Below are 18,349 nucleotides of genomic sequence, written 5' to 3'. Positions count from 1 at the left end.
ACGCAACAAGTTATTCTGATTAAGGTTAAAGTCGGTGAATATCTAAGACACTGCCGGTTTCGGCATCGGCCACGAACTGGTATTGCACCAGCTGGTCGTCTTCATAGCGGGTAATGCCGCCGTAGTAGACGCGTGACTTGACCGCAAACTTTTGAAACGGGACCGCGTGCTTTTCAATCCAGGCACCCTCGATAGGAGATTCTTGCCGGAATTGGCGTTTGACCTGTTCCAAAATATCGTCTGGGTTGAGCCGGTTAGCGCCGAAAAAGCGCGTGATGAAAACGCCCATTAAGCCCCCGAGTACCCCGGTGAGACTTAGTTGATACAATTGTCCGTTCTTAGCAGCCATGCTACCGCCTCCTAATTTCTGTGGGCATGCTTCCCATCACTTCTTGCCCCTAGTATAGCAATGATTGCGCGGAAGTTCCCGTAAAAAGGCAGATTTTTCGCAAATTTCTTGATTAGTGGGTAAATTGGCGCGCTTTGCCCGCACCAACGGGCCGGTAAACTCACTGTGGCCGGTTTACAAACAAAAACCGTGTATATTTAGCCAGTCATGCTATAATGGTTGATGTTAACTTTTAAAACTAACTGAAAAAGGAGTGCTCATTCATGGAACAATTACCCAAGATGTCTGCTGCGGATTTAAAGGACGTTGTTAAAGAAGGCAAAACCATGTTATTCTTCTCAGCGACCTGGTGCCCAGATTGCGCCTTTATCAAGCCCGCAATGCCAGAGATCGAAGCAGAATATCCTGACTACACCTTTATTGCCGTCGACCGGGATGAAAACATCGACCTGGCGGTAGAGCTGAACGTTTTCGGCATTCCTAGTTTCATTGCTTATGCCGATGGCCAAGAAATTGGTCGGTTAGTGAACAAGGATCGTAAGACTAAAGCAGAGGTAGAAGAATTCATCAATTCTTTGACGACCAACGCCAACTAAACCCGTTGGAAAGGATTCAGACATGTTAATTGCTAGTTACAACCCTAAAGAATTAGGGGATACTTTGATTGTTGTTGTTGCGCAGGATTCGGCGACCCAAGCCCACACGGTACGGGACAATATCGCGCGGATCTATGATGCAGCGACGGAAAAGACCTTAGGCTACAACTTCTTGAAAGTCTCTGACATCTTGCCAGAGATCAGTGGCAACGGCCAGGTCGATTTGTCGGCTGATGATGTGGCGGCATTGAATACCGCCTTGGAGGACGCTGGCTTTGCTGGTGAATTGGTCGCAGAGACCAGTTCGCGCTTCGTGGTGGGCTACGTGAAATCGGCCAAGCCGCACCCTGACTCCGATCACTTGCTGGTGACGGAGACCGTCGTGGATAACGACGAGTCTCTGCAAATCGTGAGTGGGTCACCGAACATGCAGGCGGACATCAAGGTGGTCGTGGCCAAAGTTGGGGCCATGATGCCCAACGGTCTGATCATCTGGCCCGGTGAACTCCGCGGCGTTGCCAGCAACGGGATGATCTGTTCTGGTCGTGAGCTCAAGCTTGCCAATGCCCCGCAGAAACCAGGCGCCTTGATCTTGCCGGACGACTACACGGTCGGTGAACCGTTTGACTTCGAACGCGGTCAAAGTATTTTCAAAAATTAAGAAGATTATTACAAAGCAGGTGAACCCTTGTCGGTTGCCTGCTTTTTTGTGTACAATAGGGGAGACTGCCAATTTGGCAATAGATTGTCACCAGAACGGATGGCAAGTAGCGTCTGGAATTAAAAAATAATAAAAAGAGAGATTCAGGGAATGAGTTAAGTGGCCGTCAAGTTGGCGGCGTCTCCTCCCAAGAGTCGTGAAAGTCGACGGGTGCGCTCGTCAAGGAGGAAGAAACACATGGAGCACTATGATGGACCGGCATTTTATCGCAAATTTCCGGTAAAACCGACCCCTGATCAAATGGAAGATACCACGGATGACCGGTCACAACGACAGGTCAAGCTCCGTAAAGAACGTAACGATCGCCTGCGGATTCGCCAGGAGCGGGAAGAAAAGCGCGAATCGGCGGCTCAAAGCGCAGCCCGAGAGGTCTTGCACCACACCCAACGGCGTCAGTCTGCGGCATCAACGCCCGCCACGGCGGCGAAAACGCCGGAACAGGCCGCAGCCGCAGCCAGTGCCAATTACCGGCCGTTTGCGGTCACCCCGGTACCCAAGCAACGGCAACGGGTGTGGCAACCGTCCGTGATTCGGCAGCGCTATCAAAGACTGGTCGTTAAGTTACGGAAGTCAAATGACAGCTTCCTGTTATTGGGAACGGCGGCGGATGAAGCCGCTTTAGCCGCACAGGACTCCCTAAAAGACCAGCCTGAACCGGCGCCAACGGAAGTCTTTTTGCCCGACGAATCGGCGGCTCCGGCGACTACCACGGACGCAGTGGCAACGCCTGCGGCAACGGACACAGAACCGCAAGAAGCAGAACCGCAAGAAGCAGAACCGCAAGAAGCAGAACCAACACCTGAACAACCGGCCTCCGCAGCATCTGTAGCGGACGACACCGCCGATTCAGCGGCCGCAATCGCCACTTCGGCGGCTCCGGCTAATGAAGGTACCGCGTCGTCTGTAACCACTACCACTGCGGCGACTACTGTAGCGTCAGCACCCGCTGGGGATGAAACGCCAGCCGCTGCCCCAAGCAAGCAAGCGGTCGTGGGCCCAACGGAGGTCTTTTATCCAGAACCGCAGGCGCAAACACCGACGGATAGCGGAGCTTATTTGCCAGTCGATAATCCAGTACCGGCACGCTCGGCTGCCAGTGAAACGTCCGCTACGCCAGCCGCCAAGTCGGCGCAACCCGGTGAAACGGTGGTCATTCAACCGACCCAACCGGTGGCTAGTGAAACGCCTGCTGACACACGCAAACCGACGACCGCAACCGGTGAACCTACTGAGACAGCCGAAGTTGCGGAAACGAGCGATACACCTGACGAGGCTGAATCAACCGCTACCAAAGAATCAGCTGAAACCAATGGGACAACCGAAACCAATGAACCCACGGAAAAAGCAACAGAACCTGCAGAAGTCACGGCACCTGAATCACCGGCAACTGCCGAGTCAACATCTGCGGTTACCCCTTCAGTGAGCGCGCCGTCTTCAGCTGCAGCCAGTCGACGCCCAGCCGAGGTCAACCAATTACTGGATCGGGCAACGGCAGCCACAAATACCACTGGGCCGGCTGCTTCGTCGACTGCCGCACCACAATCGGCGGCTGCCAAGCCAACACCGAAGCCTAAGGCCAAGCCGAGTCGCGGCCTGGGACATTCCTTAGGCGACATCATGCAAGAAGAGGGGAACGACCAACGCAACCTGGCCTTGTTTGACCGACCGACGGCGCCCGCGGAACCGGCCGACACGACGCCGGCGCGCGGTTATCATTTCCCAGATCTGGCGTTGTTGCCGAAACCGGTCGTGCCGGATGAAGCGGCCTTGGACGAGTGGATCGAACACCAAGCCGAGGTGCTCGATGCTACGTTGAGTGCCTTTCACGTCGATGCCCACGTCACGGACTGGACGGTGGGGCCGACCGTGACGCAGTTCCAAATCAGTTTGGCGCTGGGGGTCAAGGTCAATAAGATTACGAATCTAAACGATGACTTGAAGCTTGCCCTGGCAGCCAAGGACATTCGGATCGAGGCACCGATTCCCGGGAAGACGACGGTCGGTATTGAAATTCCCAACCTGAAATCACGCCCCGTCATGCTCTCGGAAATCCTGAACTCGGCGGCCTTCAAGAAGAGCGAATCACCGTTGACGGTGGCCTTAGGGGTCGACCTCTTTGGCCAACCTCAGGTCACGGACTTGCGCAAGATGCCGCACGGTTTAATCGCCGGGGCTACGGGTTCCGGGAAGAGTGTGTTCATTAACTCACTGCTATTGTCGATCTTGTACAAGGCCACGCCGCAACAGGTCAAGCTCCTGCTGATTGACCCGAAGGCCGTGGAAATGGCGCCTTACGATGGGTTGCCTCACCTGTTGTCGCCCGTGATCTCTGATCCAAAGGCCGCCGCGGCAGCCCTCAAGTGGGTTGTCACGGAAATGGACGAGCGTTACGAAAAGCTCGCCGCGGCGGGTGTCCGCAACATTGAACAATTTAACGACCGGGCCGACGCCAATGACGAACCCGGGCTGAAGATGCCATACATCGTAATCATCATTGACGAATTAGCCGATCTGATGATGATGGCTGCCAGCGAGGTACAAGATTACATCGTCCGCATCACGCAAAAGGCACGGGCCGCTGGGATCCATTTGTTAGTGGCCACACAACGGCCAAGTGTCGACATCGTGACCGGGACCATTAAGAACAACATCCCGACGCGAATCGCCTTCATGGTCTCCAGCCAGATCGATTCGCGGACCATTTTGGACACGGCTGGGGCCGAAAACCTGTTGGGTCGTGGGGACATGCTGTACCTGGGCAACGGGGCCAGTCAACCAATGCGGCTGCAAGGGGCCTTCGTCGAATCTGAAGTCGATGGCGTCACCGACTTCGTGCGGACACAAGGCAAGCCGCAGTATGCCTTTTCACCCAAGGGACTCTTACAACGGGAAACAGCCGAGGAGAATCAAGACGAGCTGTTGCCGAAGGTCCTGGCATACATTTCCCAGGAAAAGACGGTTTCGACGTCCAAGCTCCAACGGGTCTTCTCGATTGGCTACAACCGCGCTGCCAACCTGATCGACGACTTAGAACAGCACCATTATGTGTCACCGCAGCACGGGTCCAAACCCCGGGAGGTCTACTTGACGCCCGATGACTTGGGTAAGGACTTGCCAGAGCCTCATGACCAGGGTGCACCATTTTCATCCTAGGTTGAGGAGGCCTCACTGCCTTTCTCCCCGTGATTTCTTTTAAGCGGGTGGGGGATATGCTAGAATAAGAAAAGAGTCACTCAGACGGTTTGGGGGAGTAGTGGCCTGACCGAAAGAGTAGAAAAGAGGATCATTTAATGGATAACGCAACGGTTTACCACTTTGTTGGAATTAAAGGATCAGGGATGAGTGCCCTGGCCCTGATTTTGCACGATAAGGGTTTTAAGGTTCAAGGTTCAGATATCACCCAGTACACGTTCACACAACGGGGACTGGAAAAAGCCGGGATCGACGTCATGGCCTTTGATGAAGCCAATATTCACGAGGGCTTGACGGTCATTGCGGGGAACTCCTTTACGGATGAACACCCAGAAATCAAGAAGGCCCGGGAAATGGGTCTGCCCGTTTACCGTTACCATGAATTCTTAGGTCACCTGATTGAAGGCTACACGAGTATTGGGGTGGCTGGTGCGCACGGGAAGACCAGTACGACCGGCCTGTTATCCCACGTGTTGAGTGGGGTAGCACCAACGTCTTATCTGATTGGTGATGGAACGGGGAAGGGGACGCCTAATGCCCGCTTCTTCGTCTACGAAGCCGATGAGTACCGGCGCCACTTCCTGGCCACTAAGCCAGACTACGCCATCATGACCAACATCGACTTCGATCACCCTGACTACTACACGGGCATCGATGATGTTTACAGCGCCTTTGAAACCTGGGCCAACCAGGTCAAGAAGGGTATCTTTGCTTGGGGGGATGACCCTGAGTTGCGTAAGCTCAAGACCGACGTGCCGGTTTACTACTACGGCACCAAGGACCGCGACGATTTCCAAGCTAAAAATATCAAACGCTCGACGACCGGCTCCAACTTTGATGTTTACCATGGTGATGAATTCTTAGGCAACTTTGAAATCCACCTGTATGGTGAACACAACGTCTTGAACAGCCTGGCTGTCATTGCCGTTTCCTACTTTGAAAAGGTCAGCATGGACGAAATCAAGCGTGAACTGGCCAACTTCAAGGGCGTTAAGCGGCGGTTTACGGAACGTAAGCTGGCCGACATGACCATCATTGACGACTACGCCCACCATCCATCCGAAATCAAGGCCACCTTGGACGCTGCTCGGCAAAAGTACCCGGACAAGGAAATCATTGCGGTCTTCCAGCCACATACGTTTAGCCGGACGATTGCGTTGATGGACGACTTCGCCAAGAGTTTGAACCTGGCCGACCGGGTCTTCTTGACCAACATCTTCAGCTCCGCACGGGAAACTGCCGGGGCAGTCTCCAGTAAGGACTTAGCCGCAAAAATCGCTAAGGGTGGCGACATTTTGACGGTTGATAATATGTCCCCATTATTGGATTTCCATGACGCGGTCGTGGTCTTCATGGGTGCCGGCGACGTGCAAAAGTACGAACGGGCTTACGAAGAATTATTAAGTCATTTATCACTGAAAAATAACTAAATTTATGGGCACCGGTGGGCGAATCGTCGCTGATCGGTGCCCTTTTTGATCAATTGATTGGTCTGGACCACTAATCGGGTAAACGGATTTTTGTCGAAATGACTATCCGGCTGAATCACTGTTACAACGGGCATTTAACGCACTTAACCCATTCGTTAGATATGAGTTGCACTTTTCTGGAGAATCTGTATTCTAGTAAATTAAGGACGCGTATCGTCCTTAATTTTTTTCAGGGGAGCGAGTGCTAGTGGAAGTTGGAACACAACACAATTGGTGGTATAACCAGTTATTCACCAATTGGAAGAAGTTTGAGGTTATTTACGTGTCGATCTTGATTTTGCTGCAGGTCGTGGTCTATGTGATCGTGCCCGACAGTGTGATTGGGATGGTGTCCGGTGTCGGCGGGGTCTTGTGCCTGGTCTACGGGATGAAGGGACGTAAGATCTCGTTTATTTTTGGGTTCATTCAATGTGTCGCCATGACGTATGTGGCCTGGATCAGCCATGCCTACGGGTCTTTTGCAATGGATATTATTTATGTTATTTCCCAACCCATCGGCTGGTACATGTGGGGACATGACGAAGCGACCCGGTCCTTTAAGAAAACGACCAGAAACTGGATCTTTGCGGCGGCCTTTGTCGCTTGGGCCCTTGGCTGGTTGGTCTTGTCCCTGTTGCACGGTCAATTGCCATACTTTGATTCGGTCAACTTCGTGGTGAGCTTGATTGCCCAACTGCTCTATATCATGAAGTTCAAGGAAAATTGGTCCCTGTGGATCGTGGTCAACGTGGTCAACGTCTTGTACTGGAGTATCCTGACCTTCCAGATTCTCACGGGAGCCACTAACGTCGGGACGCTGGGCGCCAACCTTTCCCAGGTGGCCTTGCAGATTGCCCTATTATTTAACGCCGTTTACGCCAATAAGGTGTGGGCAAGTGGCGAGGCCGATAACGAAGGGGGTGCCGGTCAATCTGCGGCTAAGTAACGTGGCCATTACGCGACAATTCTTTTCCAGTTCTGAACACATTACTTGTGTTTACTATTAGATTTGGTAAAATATACTCTAATAACCCTGTGGCTGGTTCATCAATTGTGATGGCTAAGGCAGGAATTGATTTGAAAAAGAAGGAGCGTTTCAATGAACAACTATGATCAGCAACCCCGGACGACAGTAAACACTGAGGTCGGCCTCAACAGCTTTATGACTAAAATGTTTGGCTGGATGGCTGCGGCCGTGTTGGTCTCTGCAGTGACGGCGTACTTGATGATCCCAATGGCAAGTCAAGCCCAGGGCTTACACGGTGCCGGTCTTTGGTTACCTATTATCGTCTGGTTTATTTTACCGTTCGTCATTAGTGGACAATCGATGAAACGACCAACCGTCGCTTTAGTCGGGTTGTTTGTTTACGCGGTGATCACCGGTGGGGTCATTTCGACTTACGCTATGGTCTTTAGCATCAACACGATGGCCGCGGCCTTTGTTTCCAGTGCAGCAGTCTTCGTGACGATGGCCGGTATCGGAGCTTTCACCAAGAAGGACCTGACTAAGATTGGGACCCAAGCTACGGGGGCCTTGATCGGGTTAATCGTGGCGATGATCGTGAACATGTTCTTGCGGATGCCATTGGCGTCCTTGATCTTATCCTTCGCCGCAGTCATTATCTTCTCAGCACTGACAGCCTGGGATACGCAACGGATGCAGAAGATGTATCTGCAATACGGTGACCAAGTCTCCACGACTGGGTTGGCCGTCAACGGGGCCTTACAACTGTACTTGGACTTCGTTAACTTATTCTTGCAACTCTTACAAATTTTCGGAATCTTTGGTGGCAACAACGACTAAAGGTTGCGCAGGAAAGCCTGGGACGAAAGCGCCCAGGCTTTTTGTGTCACCGGAAGTCGAGACATAGCTAAAACGACAGCGTCTTAATGCCTAAAAAAATCACTGAGATCGGGCTCCTGCGATAAGCAGTGATTGGTAAATGCGGCCAGCTCGAGAAGTGGCTTGGTGGTTGACTATGAAGCCTGACACTTCCAGTTGCTAAAGGGTGCCCATCTCTGACTGACGCTGACAGGTTGGCGAACGGTAGGCAGCCAGCACGGACTATGGGACCGAGCAGCAAGTGCTTCCATGCTTTTCAGAGATTTCTTTTCGGGTTTACCTGGTTTTTTGGTAAAATAGACTTAGAATACTCGAGCCCGGCTGACCGCGGCTCGAAAGGAGCGTAACATGGCGGAAAAACGATTATTATTGATTGACGGAAACAGTGTCACGTTTAAGGCCTTCTTCGCGTTGTACACGGCGTTGGGTAAGTTCACCAACAGCGAGGGGCTGCACACGAACGCCATTTACGGCTTCAACACGATGCTAGAGATCATGTTGGACAAGGTCAAGCCCACCCACGCCTTGGTGGCCTTTGATGCGGGCAAGACGACATTTCGGACGAAAATGTATGACGACTACAAGGGCGGCCGGGCCAAGACGGCGCCGGAACTGTCCGAGCAATTCCCGTATGTCAAGGAACTCTTAGCGGCACGGGGCATTCAGACCTATGAACTGCCCAACTATGAGGCAGATGACATCATCGGGACCTTGGCCAAACAGGCTGAGGAAAACGGCTTTACCACGACCATCGTGACCGGGGACCGGGACCTGACGCAACTGGCCGATGACCACACCACGGTGTCCATTTCTAAACGCGGGGTTACGGATATTGAGCACTACACGCCGGCCTACGTGAAGGAAAAGATGGGCGTGACGCCGAGTCAGATCATTGATATCAAGGGGTTGCAGGGGGATAATTCGGATAATTACCCTGGCGTAACTGGCGTGGGTCCCAAGCGCGCCGTGGATTTGATTGGCAAGTACGGCAGTATTGAAAACCTGTACGACCACATCGACGAGATCACCGCGAAGAAGCTCAAGGAACATTTGGTCGCGGACCACGACGAGGCGCTCCTGTCGAAAAAATTGGCGACGATTCTTCGGGATGCGCCAGTGACCAAGCAGGTAAGCGACCTGACGTATCAGGGAGACGACCAGGAAAAATTAGTCGAATTCTACCAACGCATGAACTTCAACCAATTCTTGAGCAAAATGCGCATTGATGGTGAGGCACCAACTGCCACCCCCGGTCTAAAAGACGTGGACTTTACGGTCTTGAAGGCCGACAATCTTCAGACGCTGCCGGCCTTTGCGGATGGCTGTGAATTCTACTTGGAAATGTTGGGGGACAACTACCATCTGGCCGACTTCGATGGCTTCGTAATCGGTCACGAGGATCATTGGTGGGTCAGCCGCGACGCCAGCCTCTTACAGCAGGCCCCGTTAAAAGGGTTGTTAGAGTCCGCTGACGTGGCCAAACAGGTCTTTGACGCCAAACGGACTTACGTGGCCTTGAATCGCTTAGGCATCACGTTAGCGGGGGTTGACTGTGACCTGTTGATCGTGTCCTATTTGTTGAACACCTATGACAACAGCAATGACCTGGGACGGGTGGCCATGGAACACGGCTATCACCAGGTCGCCACTGACGAAGACGTTTACGGCAAGGGCGCCAAGGAAGCCATTCCAGCCGACGACGTGGACTTCTTCTCGCATCTGGCACGCAAGGCGCGGGCCATTGAACAGCTGCGGCCGCAATTAGTCAAGGAACTGGCCGATAATGAACAAACGCAATTGTACCGTGACATCGAATTGCCAATGGCGTTCGTGTTGGCCCGGATGGAGATCGCTGGGATCACGGTAGAAGCCAGTGAACTCGAGGCCATGGGCAGTAAGTTCACCGAACAGCTGGCCGAGATCGAGCAGACCATTTACAACGAAGCCGGCGAGGAATTTAACATTGGTTCGCCCAAGCAATTGGGGCACATCTTGTTTGAAAAGATGGGCTTGCCGGTCATCAAGAAGACCAAGACCGGGTATTCCACGGCGGTCGGCGTGCTGGAAAAGCTGGCGGCCGAGGCGCCGATTGCCGAAAACATTTTGAAATATCGCAAGATTGCCAAGATTCAGTCGACCTACGTTGAGGGCCTGTTGAAGGTGATTCATCCCGACGATCACAAGGTGCACACGCGTTACCTGCAGACGTTGACGCAAACGGGCCGGTTGTCGTCGGTCGACCCGAACCTGCAAAATATTCCGGTGCGTAACGAAGAGGGCAGAGCCATTCGGAAGGCCTTCGTGCCGCGTCATCCGGGGTGGCAGATCTTCTCGTCTGACTATTCGCAAATTGAATTGCGGGTCCTCGCGCACATGAGTCATGACGCCAACATGCAAGAGGCCTTCCGCGAGGGTGAAGACATTCACGCGGCCACGGCCCGGCGAATCTTTAAGATGGGGCCCGACGAAGAGGTGACCCCGAACATTCGGCGCCAAGCCAAGGCGGTCAACTTTGGCATCGTCTACGGCATCAGTGACTTTGGCCTGTCCCAAAACATTGGTATTACCCGTAAACAAGCCAAGGCTTTCATCGACACTTATTTTGAGGAATATCCTGGCGTCAAGGCCTACATGGATCGGATGGTTCAACAGGCCAAGGAACAGGGGTACGTGGAGACGATTGCCCATCGGCGGCGGTATTTGCCAGACATCAACTCGCGCAACTTCAATCAGCGGTCATTTGCTGAACGGACGGCCATGAACACGCCAATTCAAGGGAGTGCCGCCGACATTATTAAGATTGCCATGATCCAGATGGAAGATGCCATCAAGGATCTGCAGGCCACGATGTTGATGCAGGTCCACGATGAACTGATCTTTGAGGCCCCTGCCGAAGAGATTGACACGTTGGCCAAGTTGGTGCCTAGCGTGATGGATTCAGCCGTTAAGCTGGAGATTCCGCTGAAGGTGGAAAGCCACTACGGTCCGACCTGGTACGACGCGAAATAGCGGTAAGGGAGACGATAAGCGATGCCAGAATTACCTGAAGTTGAAACGGTTCGACGGGGATTGACCCGCCTGGTTCAAGGCGCCACGATCGACCACGTTGACGTCTATTATGGAAAAATGGTCACGCCGGAAGCCGAGGTATTTACCGCGGAGTTGATTGGCCGGCAGATCGAGCGTATCGACCGGCGGGGCAAGTACCTGTTATTTCGCTTTAGTGGCGAGCTGACGATGGTCTCGCATTTGCGGATGGAAGGCAAATACGACGTGCAACCGACCGGCAGTCCTATTACCAAGCACACCCATGTGGTCTTTCATCTGACCGATGGGCGCGACCTGCGCTACACGGACACCCGTAAGTTCGGCCGCATGCGTCTGGTGCCAACGGGCACGGAAGGCACGGCCTTGCCATCATTGGGCAAATTGGGACCGGAACCCACCGAAGCCACGCTGACGCTGGCGTATATGCAACAGATCTTTCACAAGTCACGCAAGGTGGTCAAGCCCTTCTTGCTCGATCAGTCGAAAATCGCGGGGTTGGGCAACATTTATGCCGATGAGGTGCTGTGGCTGTCGAAGATCAATCCCTTAACGCCGGCCGACGAGCTGTCTGATGACCAGTTAGAGACGCTACGGCAAAGTATTATTACGGAAATCGGCCTGGCCATTCAGGGTCACGGGACCACCGTGCACTCGTTTTCCACGGCCTTTGGCGAAGCAGGGCAATTTCAAAACCACCTGCACGTCTATGGCCGCGAGGGGGAACCCTGTGAGCGTTGTGGGACCGAAATCGTGAAAATCAAGGTGGCCCAGCGAGGGACGCACTATTGCCCGCGGTGTCAGCCGGTGCCGCTAGACGCATTGGAGGCGTTGACAGATGACTGAGGTATGGGGATTGACCGGGGGCATTGCGACGGGAAAATCGACCGTGAGCGCGTGGCTGCGCGCGGCAGGCATTCCCGTGATTGATGCCGACATCATTGCCCGGCAAGTCGTTGCGCCCAAAACGCCGGGCCTGCAGCAGATTGCACAGACCTTTGGGACGGACTTCGTGACGGAGGCGGGCTTGGACCGGAAAAAATTGGGCCAGTGGGTCTTCACCCAACCGGCCGAATTGAAGAAGCTGGAAGCCATTACGACACCGTTGATTCAAGCGCAGATCCGCCGAGAATTAGCGGCAGCCAAGGCCCAACAAGTGCCGGTCGTCATGATCGACGCGCCAACTTTTTTTGAGGTGGGTTACCTGATTCATCTGGTCGATCACGTCATGGTCGTAGCGACCGATGTGCCAACGCAAAAGCAGCGGTTAATGGCGCGCGACGGGCTTTCGGCGGCGGATGCACAGGCGCGAATGGATCGGCAGTGGCCGCTTGCTAAGAAAATCGCGCAGGCCACCGTGGTTATTGATAACGGGGGAACGATTGCCCAAACACGCCAACAAGTGGTAAAATGGCTTGACGCCAATAAGTTTGGCAACAGTAACCATTTAAAACGAGGTGAACAATAATGCAGTGTCCACACTGTCATCATAATGGATCGCGGGTCGTTGATAGTCGACCCACCGACGACGGGCGCGTGATTCGCCGCCGTCGTGAGTGCGAGAACTGCGGTTTTCGGTTCACGACGTTTGAGCGGGTTGAAGTTACGCCGCTGCTAGTGATCAAGAAAAATGGGACGCGAGAAGAGTTCAATCGGGAGAAGATCCTGCGAGGCATCATTCGTTCCGCTGAAAAACGCCCAGTGGGCATGGATGTCATGACCAATATCGTCGACGAAGTGGAAAACAAGATTCGCGCGTTAGGCGTCAATGAGATCTCCAGTCAGTTGATTGGGGAATACGTCATGAATCGTCTGGTCGACGTCGACGAAATCGCCTACATTCGCTTTGCCAGCGTTTATCGGCAATTCAAGGATACCGGTGTCTTCTTCAACGAGTTGAAGGATATGCTGGCCAAAGACAAACAAAAAGAAAAAAAGCATGAATCAGACCAGGGACAAAGTGAGGCGAAGTAAAGCATGGAAAATTCCTGGCACCAATTAAAACCACGAACGGGCTTTTTGGTGCGGTTAGCGGATCGCTTGACCGATCAGAGTTGGCAAACGTTGACCCAGCTTTACCAGCCGATTGTGGGACCGAGTGCCGCGGGGCTGTACTCGGCCCTTTTTTGGCTTCCCAAACGCGGGGAGTACCAGCGCCATGCCACCTTGTTGGGGTTGCTGGGGATGGACCTGGCACATTTCTACGAGGCGCGCTTGCGGCTGGAAGCGACCGGCTTGCTGACGACCAAGGTCAAAACGTCAGGGGAGCTGACCAGTTTTGTTTACGAATTACAGGCGCCCTTAGCTCCGGCGGATTTTTTCCGCGATGATTTACTGAGCGTGCAGCTGCTCGGTGTAATCGGCGAAGAGGCCTACCGGACGCTGGTGGCCGTCAATACCGTGAAACCGGAAACTGCGTCAGATGAACAAGACATTACCAAGAACTTTCTCGACGTCTTTCACGTGGATGGTCAGGAACTCAACCGCTTACCGGCCGCCATTACGGCCACACGCGAAGACCTCCCCAATGACGACGCCGCGCCGGCATTGACGCCGACGTCCCACGAGGATTTTGACTTCAAATTGCTGGGGGAAATCTTGGAACATTCCTTCATCGACACCAAGGCGTTGCGTAGCTACCGGCAATTGCTTTTGACGGAGCACGCCACCTATAACCTGGATGAGGTGACCATGGCCAGATACGTGGGGGATGCCACGGATCTGGCGACCAATCAATTTGACCCTGAGCAGTTCAAACGCGTGATTGCCCAAGACTTCTCGCGGCAACACCGGGGTCAGCCAGCGGCCACATCCCCAACGACGACCCAGCCCACTGGTGAGCGGCTGAGTTCGGCCGAGCAAACGTTGATTACCGTGGCCAGCAAGTCCGTGCCCGCCTTATTTTTGCAAGGCATCAAACAAAAGAACGGCGGGTTCGTGACGGATGGCGAACAGCGAATCGTCCGCGACCTGGTCAGTCGTCAGTTGTTTCCCGATGCCGTCTTGAATCTCATGATCTATCATGTGTTGGTTGATGAAGAACGGCCGACGTTGAACAAAAACTTGATGGATACGATTGCAAACGACTGGAGCAAGAGCAAAGTAACGACGCCGCAGTTGGCCATCAAGAAGATTCGTGAACGGCAACAGGCGGCCCAACAGCCGCGGCAATCTCGTCGCCGGCAATCGACCGTCAAGGAGACGCTGCCGGATTGGGCCAAAAAGCCCGCTGCCAAGCCGTCCGCGACACAAGCCAAGCTATCCGAGCAGCAACAAAAGCAGTTGCAGGCGCGGATCGCCAAGCTCCAAGCACACAGTAACGATGGGAAGGAGGCATAACCGATGGAAGACTTGAGTAAAACCATGCAACAGTTAATGAATCAGCGGCATTTGAACGATAATTACCGGCAGTTGATGGCTAAGGTCTACGATGATCCCGCAGTAACGGCCTTTTATCAGGCGCACCGTGATGAGTTGGCCGACGACGTCTTGACGCGCTCGGCCGCCAAGCTGTACGAATTCGTCAGTGAACGCGAAAAATTGGCCAACGGGGGGACGACCTTTGCAACGGGCTATGAACCCCAGCTGATCGTTTCCAACCACCTGATTGACGTGGCCTACGTGCCGACCAAGGAAACGCAGGAAAAACAGGCCCAGCAACAATTGCGTCAACGGGTGAAGTCTATCGCCATGCCCAAGAGCATTCGCGAGGCTGATTTGAAAAATTTTGACCAAGATCCGGACCGCGCCGAAGCCTTAATGGCCGCGCTAGATTTCGTCGATGCTTACGAAGCCAGTCCTAAACGGCGTCACCAGGCCCTGTATTTGGCGGGGAGCTTTGGTGTCGGTAAGACCTACCTGCTGGCCGCCGTCGCCAACCAATTAGCCGCTGATGGGTTCTCCACCACGTTAGTTCACTTTCCCAGCTTTGCCGTGGAAATGAAAAACGCCATCGCGCAAAATGGAGTGGCGGGAAAGCTGGCCGCCTTGAAGAAGTCGCCGGTCCTCATGATCGATGATATCGGGGCCGATGCCATGTCCGCGTGGGTGCGTGACGACGTGTTAGGCGTAATCCTGGAATACCGGATGCAAGAAGAACTGCCAACGTTCTTTAGCTCCAACTTCTCCATGGAACAGCTGGAAAAAGAACACCTGCGAATCTCCACGCGGGGGGATGACGAACCGTTGAAGGCCCAGCGGCTGATGCAACGCATTCGCTTCTTGGCCCGGGAAATCACGATGGTTGGGGTGAACCGGCGTCCGCAGTAGGCACATTATCCGGCCTTGATGCGTCGCGGGGCGAGCATCATCTGAAGGTTGAACCTAAAATTAGCGTGCTGATTGCCGTAATGACGGTGTCCCGACGACTAAGATTGGTGAGACCAGGCGCCTGCGTCAGCCAGAGTTCCGCCTGCTCTGGGGAACGGCTTCAGCCTGAGGGGCGGTCTTCCGGTTGGTTTGAAAACCTGGCAAAACTTGACTAAAAATCCCGCTGAGCAGCCACTAAATCTTAAGAGAAATCCTTGACAATCGCTGCCGGCAAGTGTTTAATAGTCTGTGAAACCAAAAGAGCTATGACGAAAGACATGGTGTTTACGGGATCGTTCACAGGAAGAGTTGGCCTAGCTTGGAAGCCGACTTAGCGACCGCAAACATTACCACTTTCTATCAGCTGTCGAGAGGAAATTTTCGGCCGGTCCGTCCCGTTATCAACGACTAGAGTTCACGGGACCAGTCTCGTGAAAAATATCGGGTGGAACCACGTTATTGACGTCCCCAGTACCTTCTTAGGTGCTGGGGACTTTTTGCGTCGTTTACCCAAATTTCTATAAGGGAGATCATCATTATGGCAGATATTTCAATTCAATTCCCTGATGGTAAGTCCAAGGACTTTCCAGCAGGTACGACGCCCGCTGACGTGGCCAAGTCGATTTCAATCAGCTTGGCTAAGAAGGCTGTGGCCGCTAAGTTAGACGGCAAATTGGTCGACTACTTAACGCCATTAGCCGGCGATGGGGCCATCGAAATCGTCACCAAGGATAGCGCTGAAGGCTTGAGCGTTCTGCGGAACACGACCGCTGCTTTACTGCGGATCGCCTTGAAGAAGCAATTTCCAGCTATCCGCTTGGGTGAAGTCAGTGCCGATGAAGACGGGTTCTTCGTGGATACCGACAAGGACGACCAACAAGTCAGCGTTGATGAATTAGACGCCTTGAGCGTGATCGTTGAAAAATTAGTGAGTGATAAATTAGCTATCGAACGGACCAGCTTACCGAAGGCCGACGCTTTGGCCTTGGTCAAGGATGATCCTTACAGCACGGAGCTGATCAACGCGGTTGACGGGGATGCGGTTTCCTTCTTGAAGATTGGCGATTACCAAGTCTTAAGTGACGGTGCCCAATTGGCCAACACCGGTGACGTGAAGAAGTTTAAGTTGCTGTCTGTTGCCGGTGCTTACTGGCAAGGTAAGTCCTCTAACCCAATGCTCCAACGGATTTACGGGACGGCCTTTTACAAGCAAGCTGACCTGGACGCTGATTTGGCTAAGCGCCAAGAAGCTCGTGAACGTGACCACCGGGTTATCGGGAACCAATTAGACCTGTTCTTCGTGGATCCTAAGGTCGGCGCCGGCTTGCCTTACTGGATGCCAAACGGGGCCACGATTCGGCGGACCATCGAACGTTACATCATCGATAAAGAAGTTGCCAACGGCTACCAACACGTTTACACGCCAGTGCTGGCCAACCTGGACCTGTACAAGCAATCCGGTCACTGGGCCCACTACCGTGAAGACATGTTCCCACCAATGGACATGGGGGATGGCGAACAACTTGAATTGCGGCCAATGAACTGCCCAAGCCACATTCAAATCTACAACCACCACATCCGTTCTTACCGCGAATTGCCATTGCGAATTGCCGAATTAGGGATGATGCACCGTTACGAAAAGTCCGGTGCCCTGAGCGGTCTGCAACGGGTTCGGGAAATGACGCTGAACGATGGTCACACCTTCGTGGCTCCAGAACAAATCCAAGACGAATTCAAGAGCATCTTGGACTTGATGGTCAAGGTTTACCGTGACTTTGATATCAAGGACTACACGTTCCGTCTGAGCTACCGTGATCCTAAGAACACGGAAAAGTACTTTGACGATGATGAAATGTGGAACAACGCCCAAACGATGTTGAAGGGTGCCATGGATGACCTGGGCTTGCCTTACGTCGAAGCCGAAGGGGAAGCCGCTTTCTACGGTCCTAAGTTGGACGTCCAAACCAAGACGGCCCTGGGGAACGAAGAAACGTTATCCACCATTCAATTGGACTTCATGTTGCCAGAACGGTTTGACTTGCACTACATCGGTGCCGATGGTGAAGAACACCGTCCAGTCATGATTCACCGTGGGTTGGTTTCCACGATGGAACGATTCACCGCTTACCTGACTGAAATCTACAAGGGCGCCTTCCCAACTTGGTTGGCACCTAAGCAAGTTACCATCATTCCGGTTTCTGAAGAAAAGCACGGTGCCTACGCTGACAAGTTAGCCGCTGAATTAAAGGCCGCTGACGTACGGGTCAACGTCGACAAGCGTGGTGAAAAGATGGGTTACCTGATTCGGGATGCCCAAACCCACAAGATTCCATACACGTTGGTCGTGGGTGAAGACGAAATGGCTAACGGCACGGTCTCCGTCCGCAAGTACGGGGAAGACGATAGCCAATCCATGAGCAGTGATGCCTTTGTTAAGGAAATCTTAGCCGACATCGCCTCATACAGTCGTGAAGACTAAATCAGGCTTCTGGCGAGTAACCAGAGAATAGAAGAGTGTTGATGCAAAGGTGGTCGGGGTCTTGCCTCGGCCCTTTTGTTGTCTTGACCCGGTGGTACCTGTGCTGAGACGGTTTCTCGTCTGTCCGTGTTGCGACGAACCAGTCAGCTTGCTGGTAGCCAAACATTTTAATGACGAAATACTGTTGACATGTGCTGGACTAGCTGGTATGATGGTTAAGTTGAGAAATTAAGCAGAGGCTTCCGCTTCTCGCCCCGTGGCTAACGCTGCCGGGCTAGATAGGCACGTTAGTTCGATCTTTGGATTGGATTTCATGCGGGAGCTGTTTGATTTTTGATCAAAGGTTC

The 18,349-nt window shown here is 53.3% G+C and carries 14 protein-coding genes; 13 read left to right on the top strand and 1 reads right to left on the bottom strand.

Annotation, left to right across the window (positions count from 1 at the left end; all coding sequences use genetic code 11):
* Window positions 1-25 precede the first annotated feature (25 nt).
* Window positions 26-349 (bottom strand): PepSY domain-containing protein, encoded by a 324-nt coding sequence (locus EGT51_RS06825; RefSeq protein ID WP_135367999.1) that lies wholly within the window; start codon window positions 347-349, stop codon window positions 26-28.
* A 263-nt stretch (window positions 350-612) separates the two neighbouring features.
* On the opposite strand from EGT51_RS06825, the gene EGT51_RS06820 reads away from it, so the two are divergent.
* The 13 genes from EGT51_RS06820 to thrS all read left to right on the top strand — a co-directional run bounded on the left by EGT51_RS06820 (window position 613) and on the right by thrS (window position 18,002).
* Window positions 613-945 carry a thioredoxin family protein gene (locus EGT51_RS06820; RefSeq protein ID WP_135367998.1) on the top strand — a complete coding sequence of 111 codons (333 nt, stop codon included), beginning with the start codon at window positions 613-615 and terminating at the stop codon, window positions 943-945.
* Window positions 946-967: 22 nt separating this feature from the next.
* A complete protein-coding gene (gene ytpR / locus EGT51_RS06815) occupies window positions 968-1,606 on the top strand; it encodes a YtpR family tRNA-binding protein (RefSeq protein WP_135367997.1) in 639 nt (212 codons plus the stop codon).
* 237 nt (window positions 1,607-1,843) lie between these two features.
* On the top strand, window positions 1,844-4,819 hold the full coding sequence (locus EGT51_RS06810; protein WP_135367996.1) for a DNA translocase FtsK: 2,976 nt from the start codon (window positions 1,844-1,846) through the stop codon (window positions 4,817-4,819).
* A gap of 137 nt (window positions 4,820-4,956) precedes the next feature.
* The gene (murC, locus tag EGT51_RS06805) at window positions 4,957-6,288 is read left to right on the top strand and encodes a UDP-N-acetylmuramate--L-alanine ligase (protein WP_135367995.1); all 1,332 of its coding nucleotides are present in this window, start codon (window positions 4,957-4,959) and stop codon (window positions 6,286-6,288) included.
* A 247-nt stretch (window positions 6,289-6,535) separates the two neighbouring features.
* On the top strand, window positions 6,536-7,273 hold the full coding sequence (gene pnuC, locus EGT51_RS06800) for a nicotinamide riboside transporter PnuC (protein ID WP_135367994.1): 738 nt from the start codon (window positions 6,536-6,538) through the stop codon (window positions 7,271-7,273).
* A 153-nt stretch (window positions 7,274-7,426) separates the two neighbouring features.
* Complete coding sequence (locus EGT51_RS06795; protein ID WP_135367993.1) at window positions 7,427-8,131, top strand: Bax inhibitor-1/YccA family protein; 705 nt, start codon at window positions 7,427-7,429, stop codon at window positions 8,129-8,131.
* A 387-nt stretch (window positions 8,132-8,518) separates the two neighbouring features.
* Window positions 8,519-11,179, top strand: a complete 2,661-nt coding sequence (gene polA, locus EGT51_RS06790; protein WP_135367992.1) for a DNA polymerase I — start codon at window positions 8,519-8,521, stop codon at window positions 11,177-11,179.
* A gap of 21 nt (window positions 11,180-11,200) precedes the next feature.
* Window positions 11,201-12,061, top strand: a complete 861-nt coding sequence (gene mutM, locus EGT51_RS06785; protein WP_135367991.1) for a DNA-formamidopyrimidine glycosylase — start codon at window positions 11,201-11,203, stop codon at window positions 12,059-12,061.
* Complete coding sequence (coaE, locus tag EGT51_RS06780; protein ID WP_135367990.1) at window positions 12,054-12,683, top strand: dephospho-CoA kinase; 630 nt, start codon at window positions 12,054-12,056, stop codon at window positions 12,681-12,683. The genes mutM and coaE overlap by 8 nt, the downstream gene beginning before the upstream one ends.
* On the top strand, window positions 12,683-13,189 hold the full coding sequence (gene nrdR, locus EGT51_RS06775; RefSeq protein ID WP_135367989.1) for a transcriptional regulator NrdR: 507 nt from the start codon (window positions 12,683-12,685) through the stop codon (window positions 13,187-13,189). The genes coaE and nrdR overlap by 1 nt, the downstream gene beginning before the upstream one ends.
* Window positions 13,190-13,192: 3 nt before the next feature.
* Window positions 13,193-14,554, top strand: a complete 1,362-nt coding sequence (locus EGT51_RS06770) for a replication initiation and membrane attachment family protein (protein ID WP_135367988.1) — start codon at window positions 13,193-13,195, stop codon at window positions 14,552-14,554.
* Between the two features lie 3 nt (window positions 14,555-14,557).
* Window positions 14,558-15,484 carry a primosomal protein DnaI gene (gene dnaI, locus EGT51_RS06765; protein ID WP_135367987.1) on the top strand — a complete coding sequence of 309 codons (927 nt, stop codon included), beginning with the start codon at window positions 14,558-14,560 and terminating at the stop codon, window positions 15,482-15,484.
* A 577-nt stretch (window positions 15,485-16,061) separates the two neighbouring features.
* A complete protein-coding gene (thrS, locus tag EGT51_RS06760; protein WP_135367986.1) occupies window positions 16,062-18,002 on the top strand; it encodes a threonine--tRNA ligase in 1,941 nt (646 codons plus the stop codon).
* The last annotated feature ends 347 nt before the right edge of the window (window positions 18,003-18,349 follow it).

The organism is Levilactobacillus suantsaiihabitans (genome assembly GCF_004745505.1).
Taxonomy (GTDB): Bacteria; Bacillota; Bacilli; order Lactobacillales; family Lactobacillaceae; genus Levilactobacillus; species Levilactobacillus suantsaiihabitans.
The sequence above is the reverse complement of the archived record's forward strand: the minus strand, read 5'-3'. Positions and strand labels throughout refer to the sequence as shown.

Excerpts from the sequence above, each read along its gene's own strand:
- EGT51_RS06825 (WP_135367999.1), bottom strand. The coding sequence starts at position 349 with ATGGCTGCTAAGAACGGACAATTGTATCAACTAAGTCTCACCGGGGTA.
- EGT51_RS06820 (WP_135367998.1), top strand. The coding sequence starts at position 613 with ATGGAACAATTACCCAAGATGTCTGCTGCGGATTTAAAGGACGTTGTT.
- ytpR (WP_135367997.1), top strand. The coding sequence starts at position 968 with ATGTTAATTGCTAGTTACAACCCTAAAGAATTAGGGGATACTTTGATT.
- EGT51_RS06810 (WP_135367996.1), top strand. The coding sequence starts at position 1,844 with ATGGAGCACTATGATGGACCGGCATTTTATCGCAAATTTCCGGTAAAA.
- murC (WP_135367995.1), top strand. The coding sequence starts at position 4,957 with ATGGATAACGCAACGGTTTACCACTTTGTTGGAATTAAAGGATCAGGG.
- EGT51_RS06795 (WP_135367993.1), top strand. The coding sequence starts at position 7,427 with ATGAACAACTATGATCAGCAACCCCGGACGACAGTAAACACTGAGGTC.
- polA (WP_135367992.1), top strand. The coding sequence starts at position 8,519 with ATGGCGGAAAAACGATTATTATTGATTGACGGAAACAGTGTCACGTTT.
- mutM (WP_135367991.1), top strand. The coding sequence starts at position 11,201 with ATGCCAGAATTACCTGAAGTTGAAACGGTTCGACGGGGATTGACCCGC.
- coaE (WP_135367990.1), top strand. The coding sequence starts at position 12,054 with ATGACTGAGGTATGGGGATTGACCGGGGGCATTGCGACGGGAAAATCG.
- nrdR (WP_135367989.1), top strand. The coding sequence starts at position 12,683 with ATGCAGTGTCCACACTGTCATCATAATGGATCGCGGGTCGTTGATAGT.
- EGT51_RS06770 (WP_135367988.1), top strand. The coding sequence starts at position 13,193 with ATGGAAAATTCCTGGCACCAATTAAAACCACGAACGGGCTTTTTGGTG.
- dnaI (WP_135367987.1), top strand. The coding sequence starts at position 14,558 with ATGGAAGACTTGAGTAAAACCATGCAACAGTTAATGAATCAGCGGCAT.
- thrS (WP_135367986.1), top strand. The coding sequence starts at position 16,062 with ATGGCAGATATTTCAATTCAATTCCCTGATGGTAAGTCCAAGGACTTT.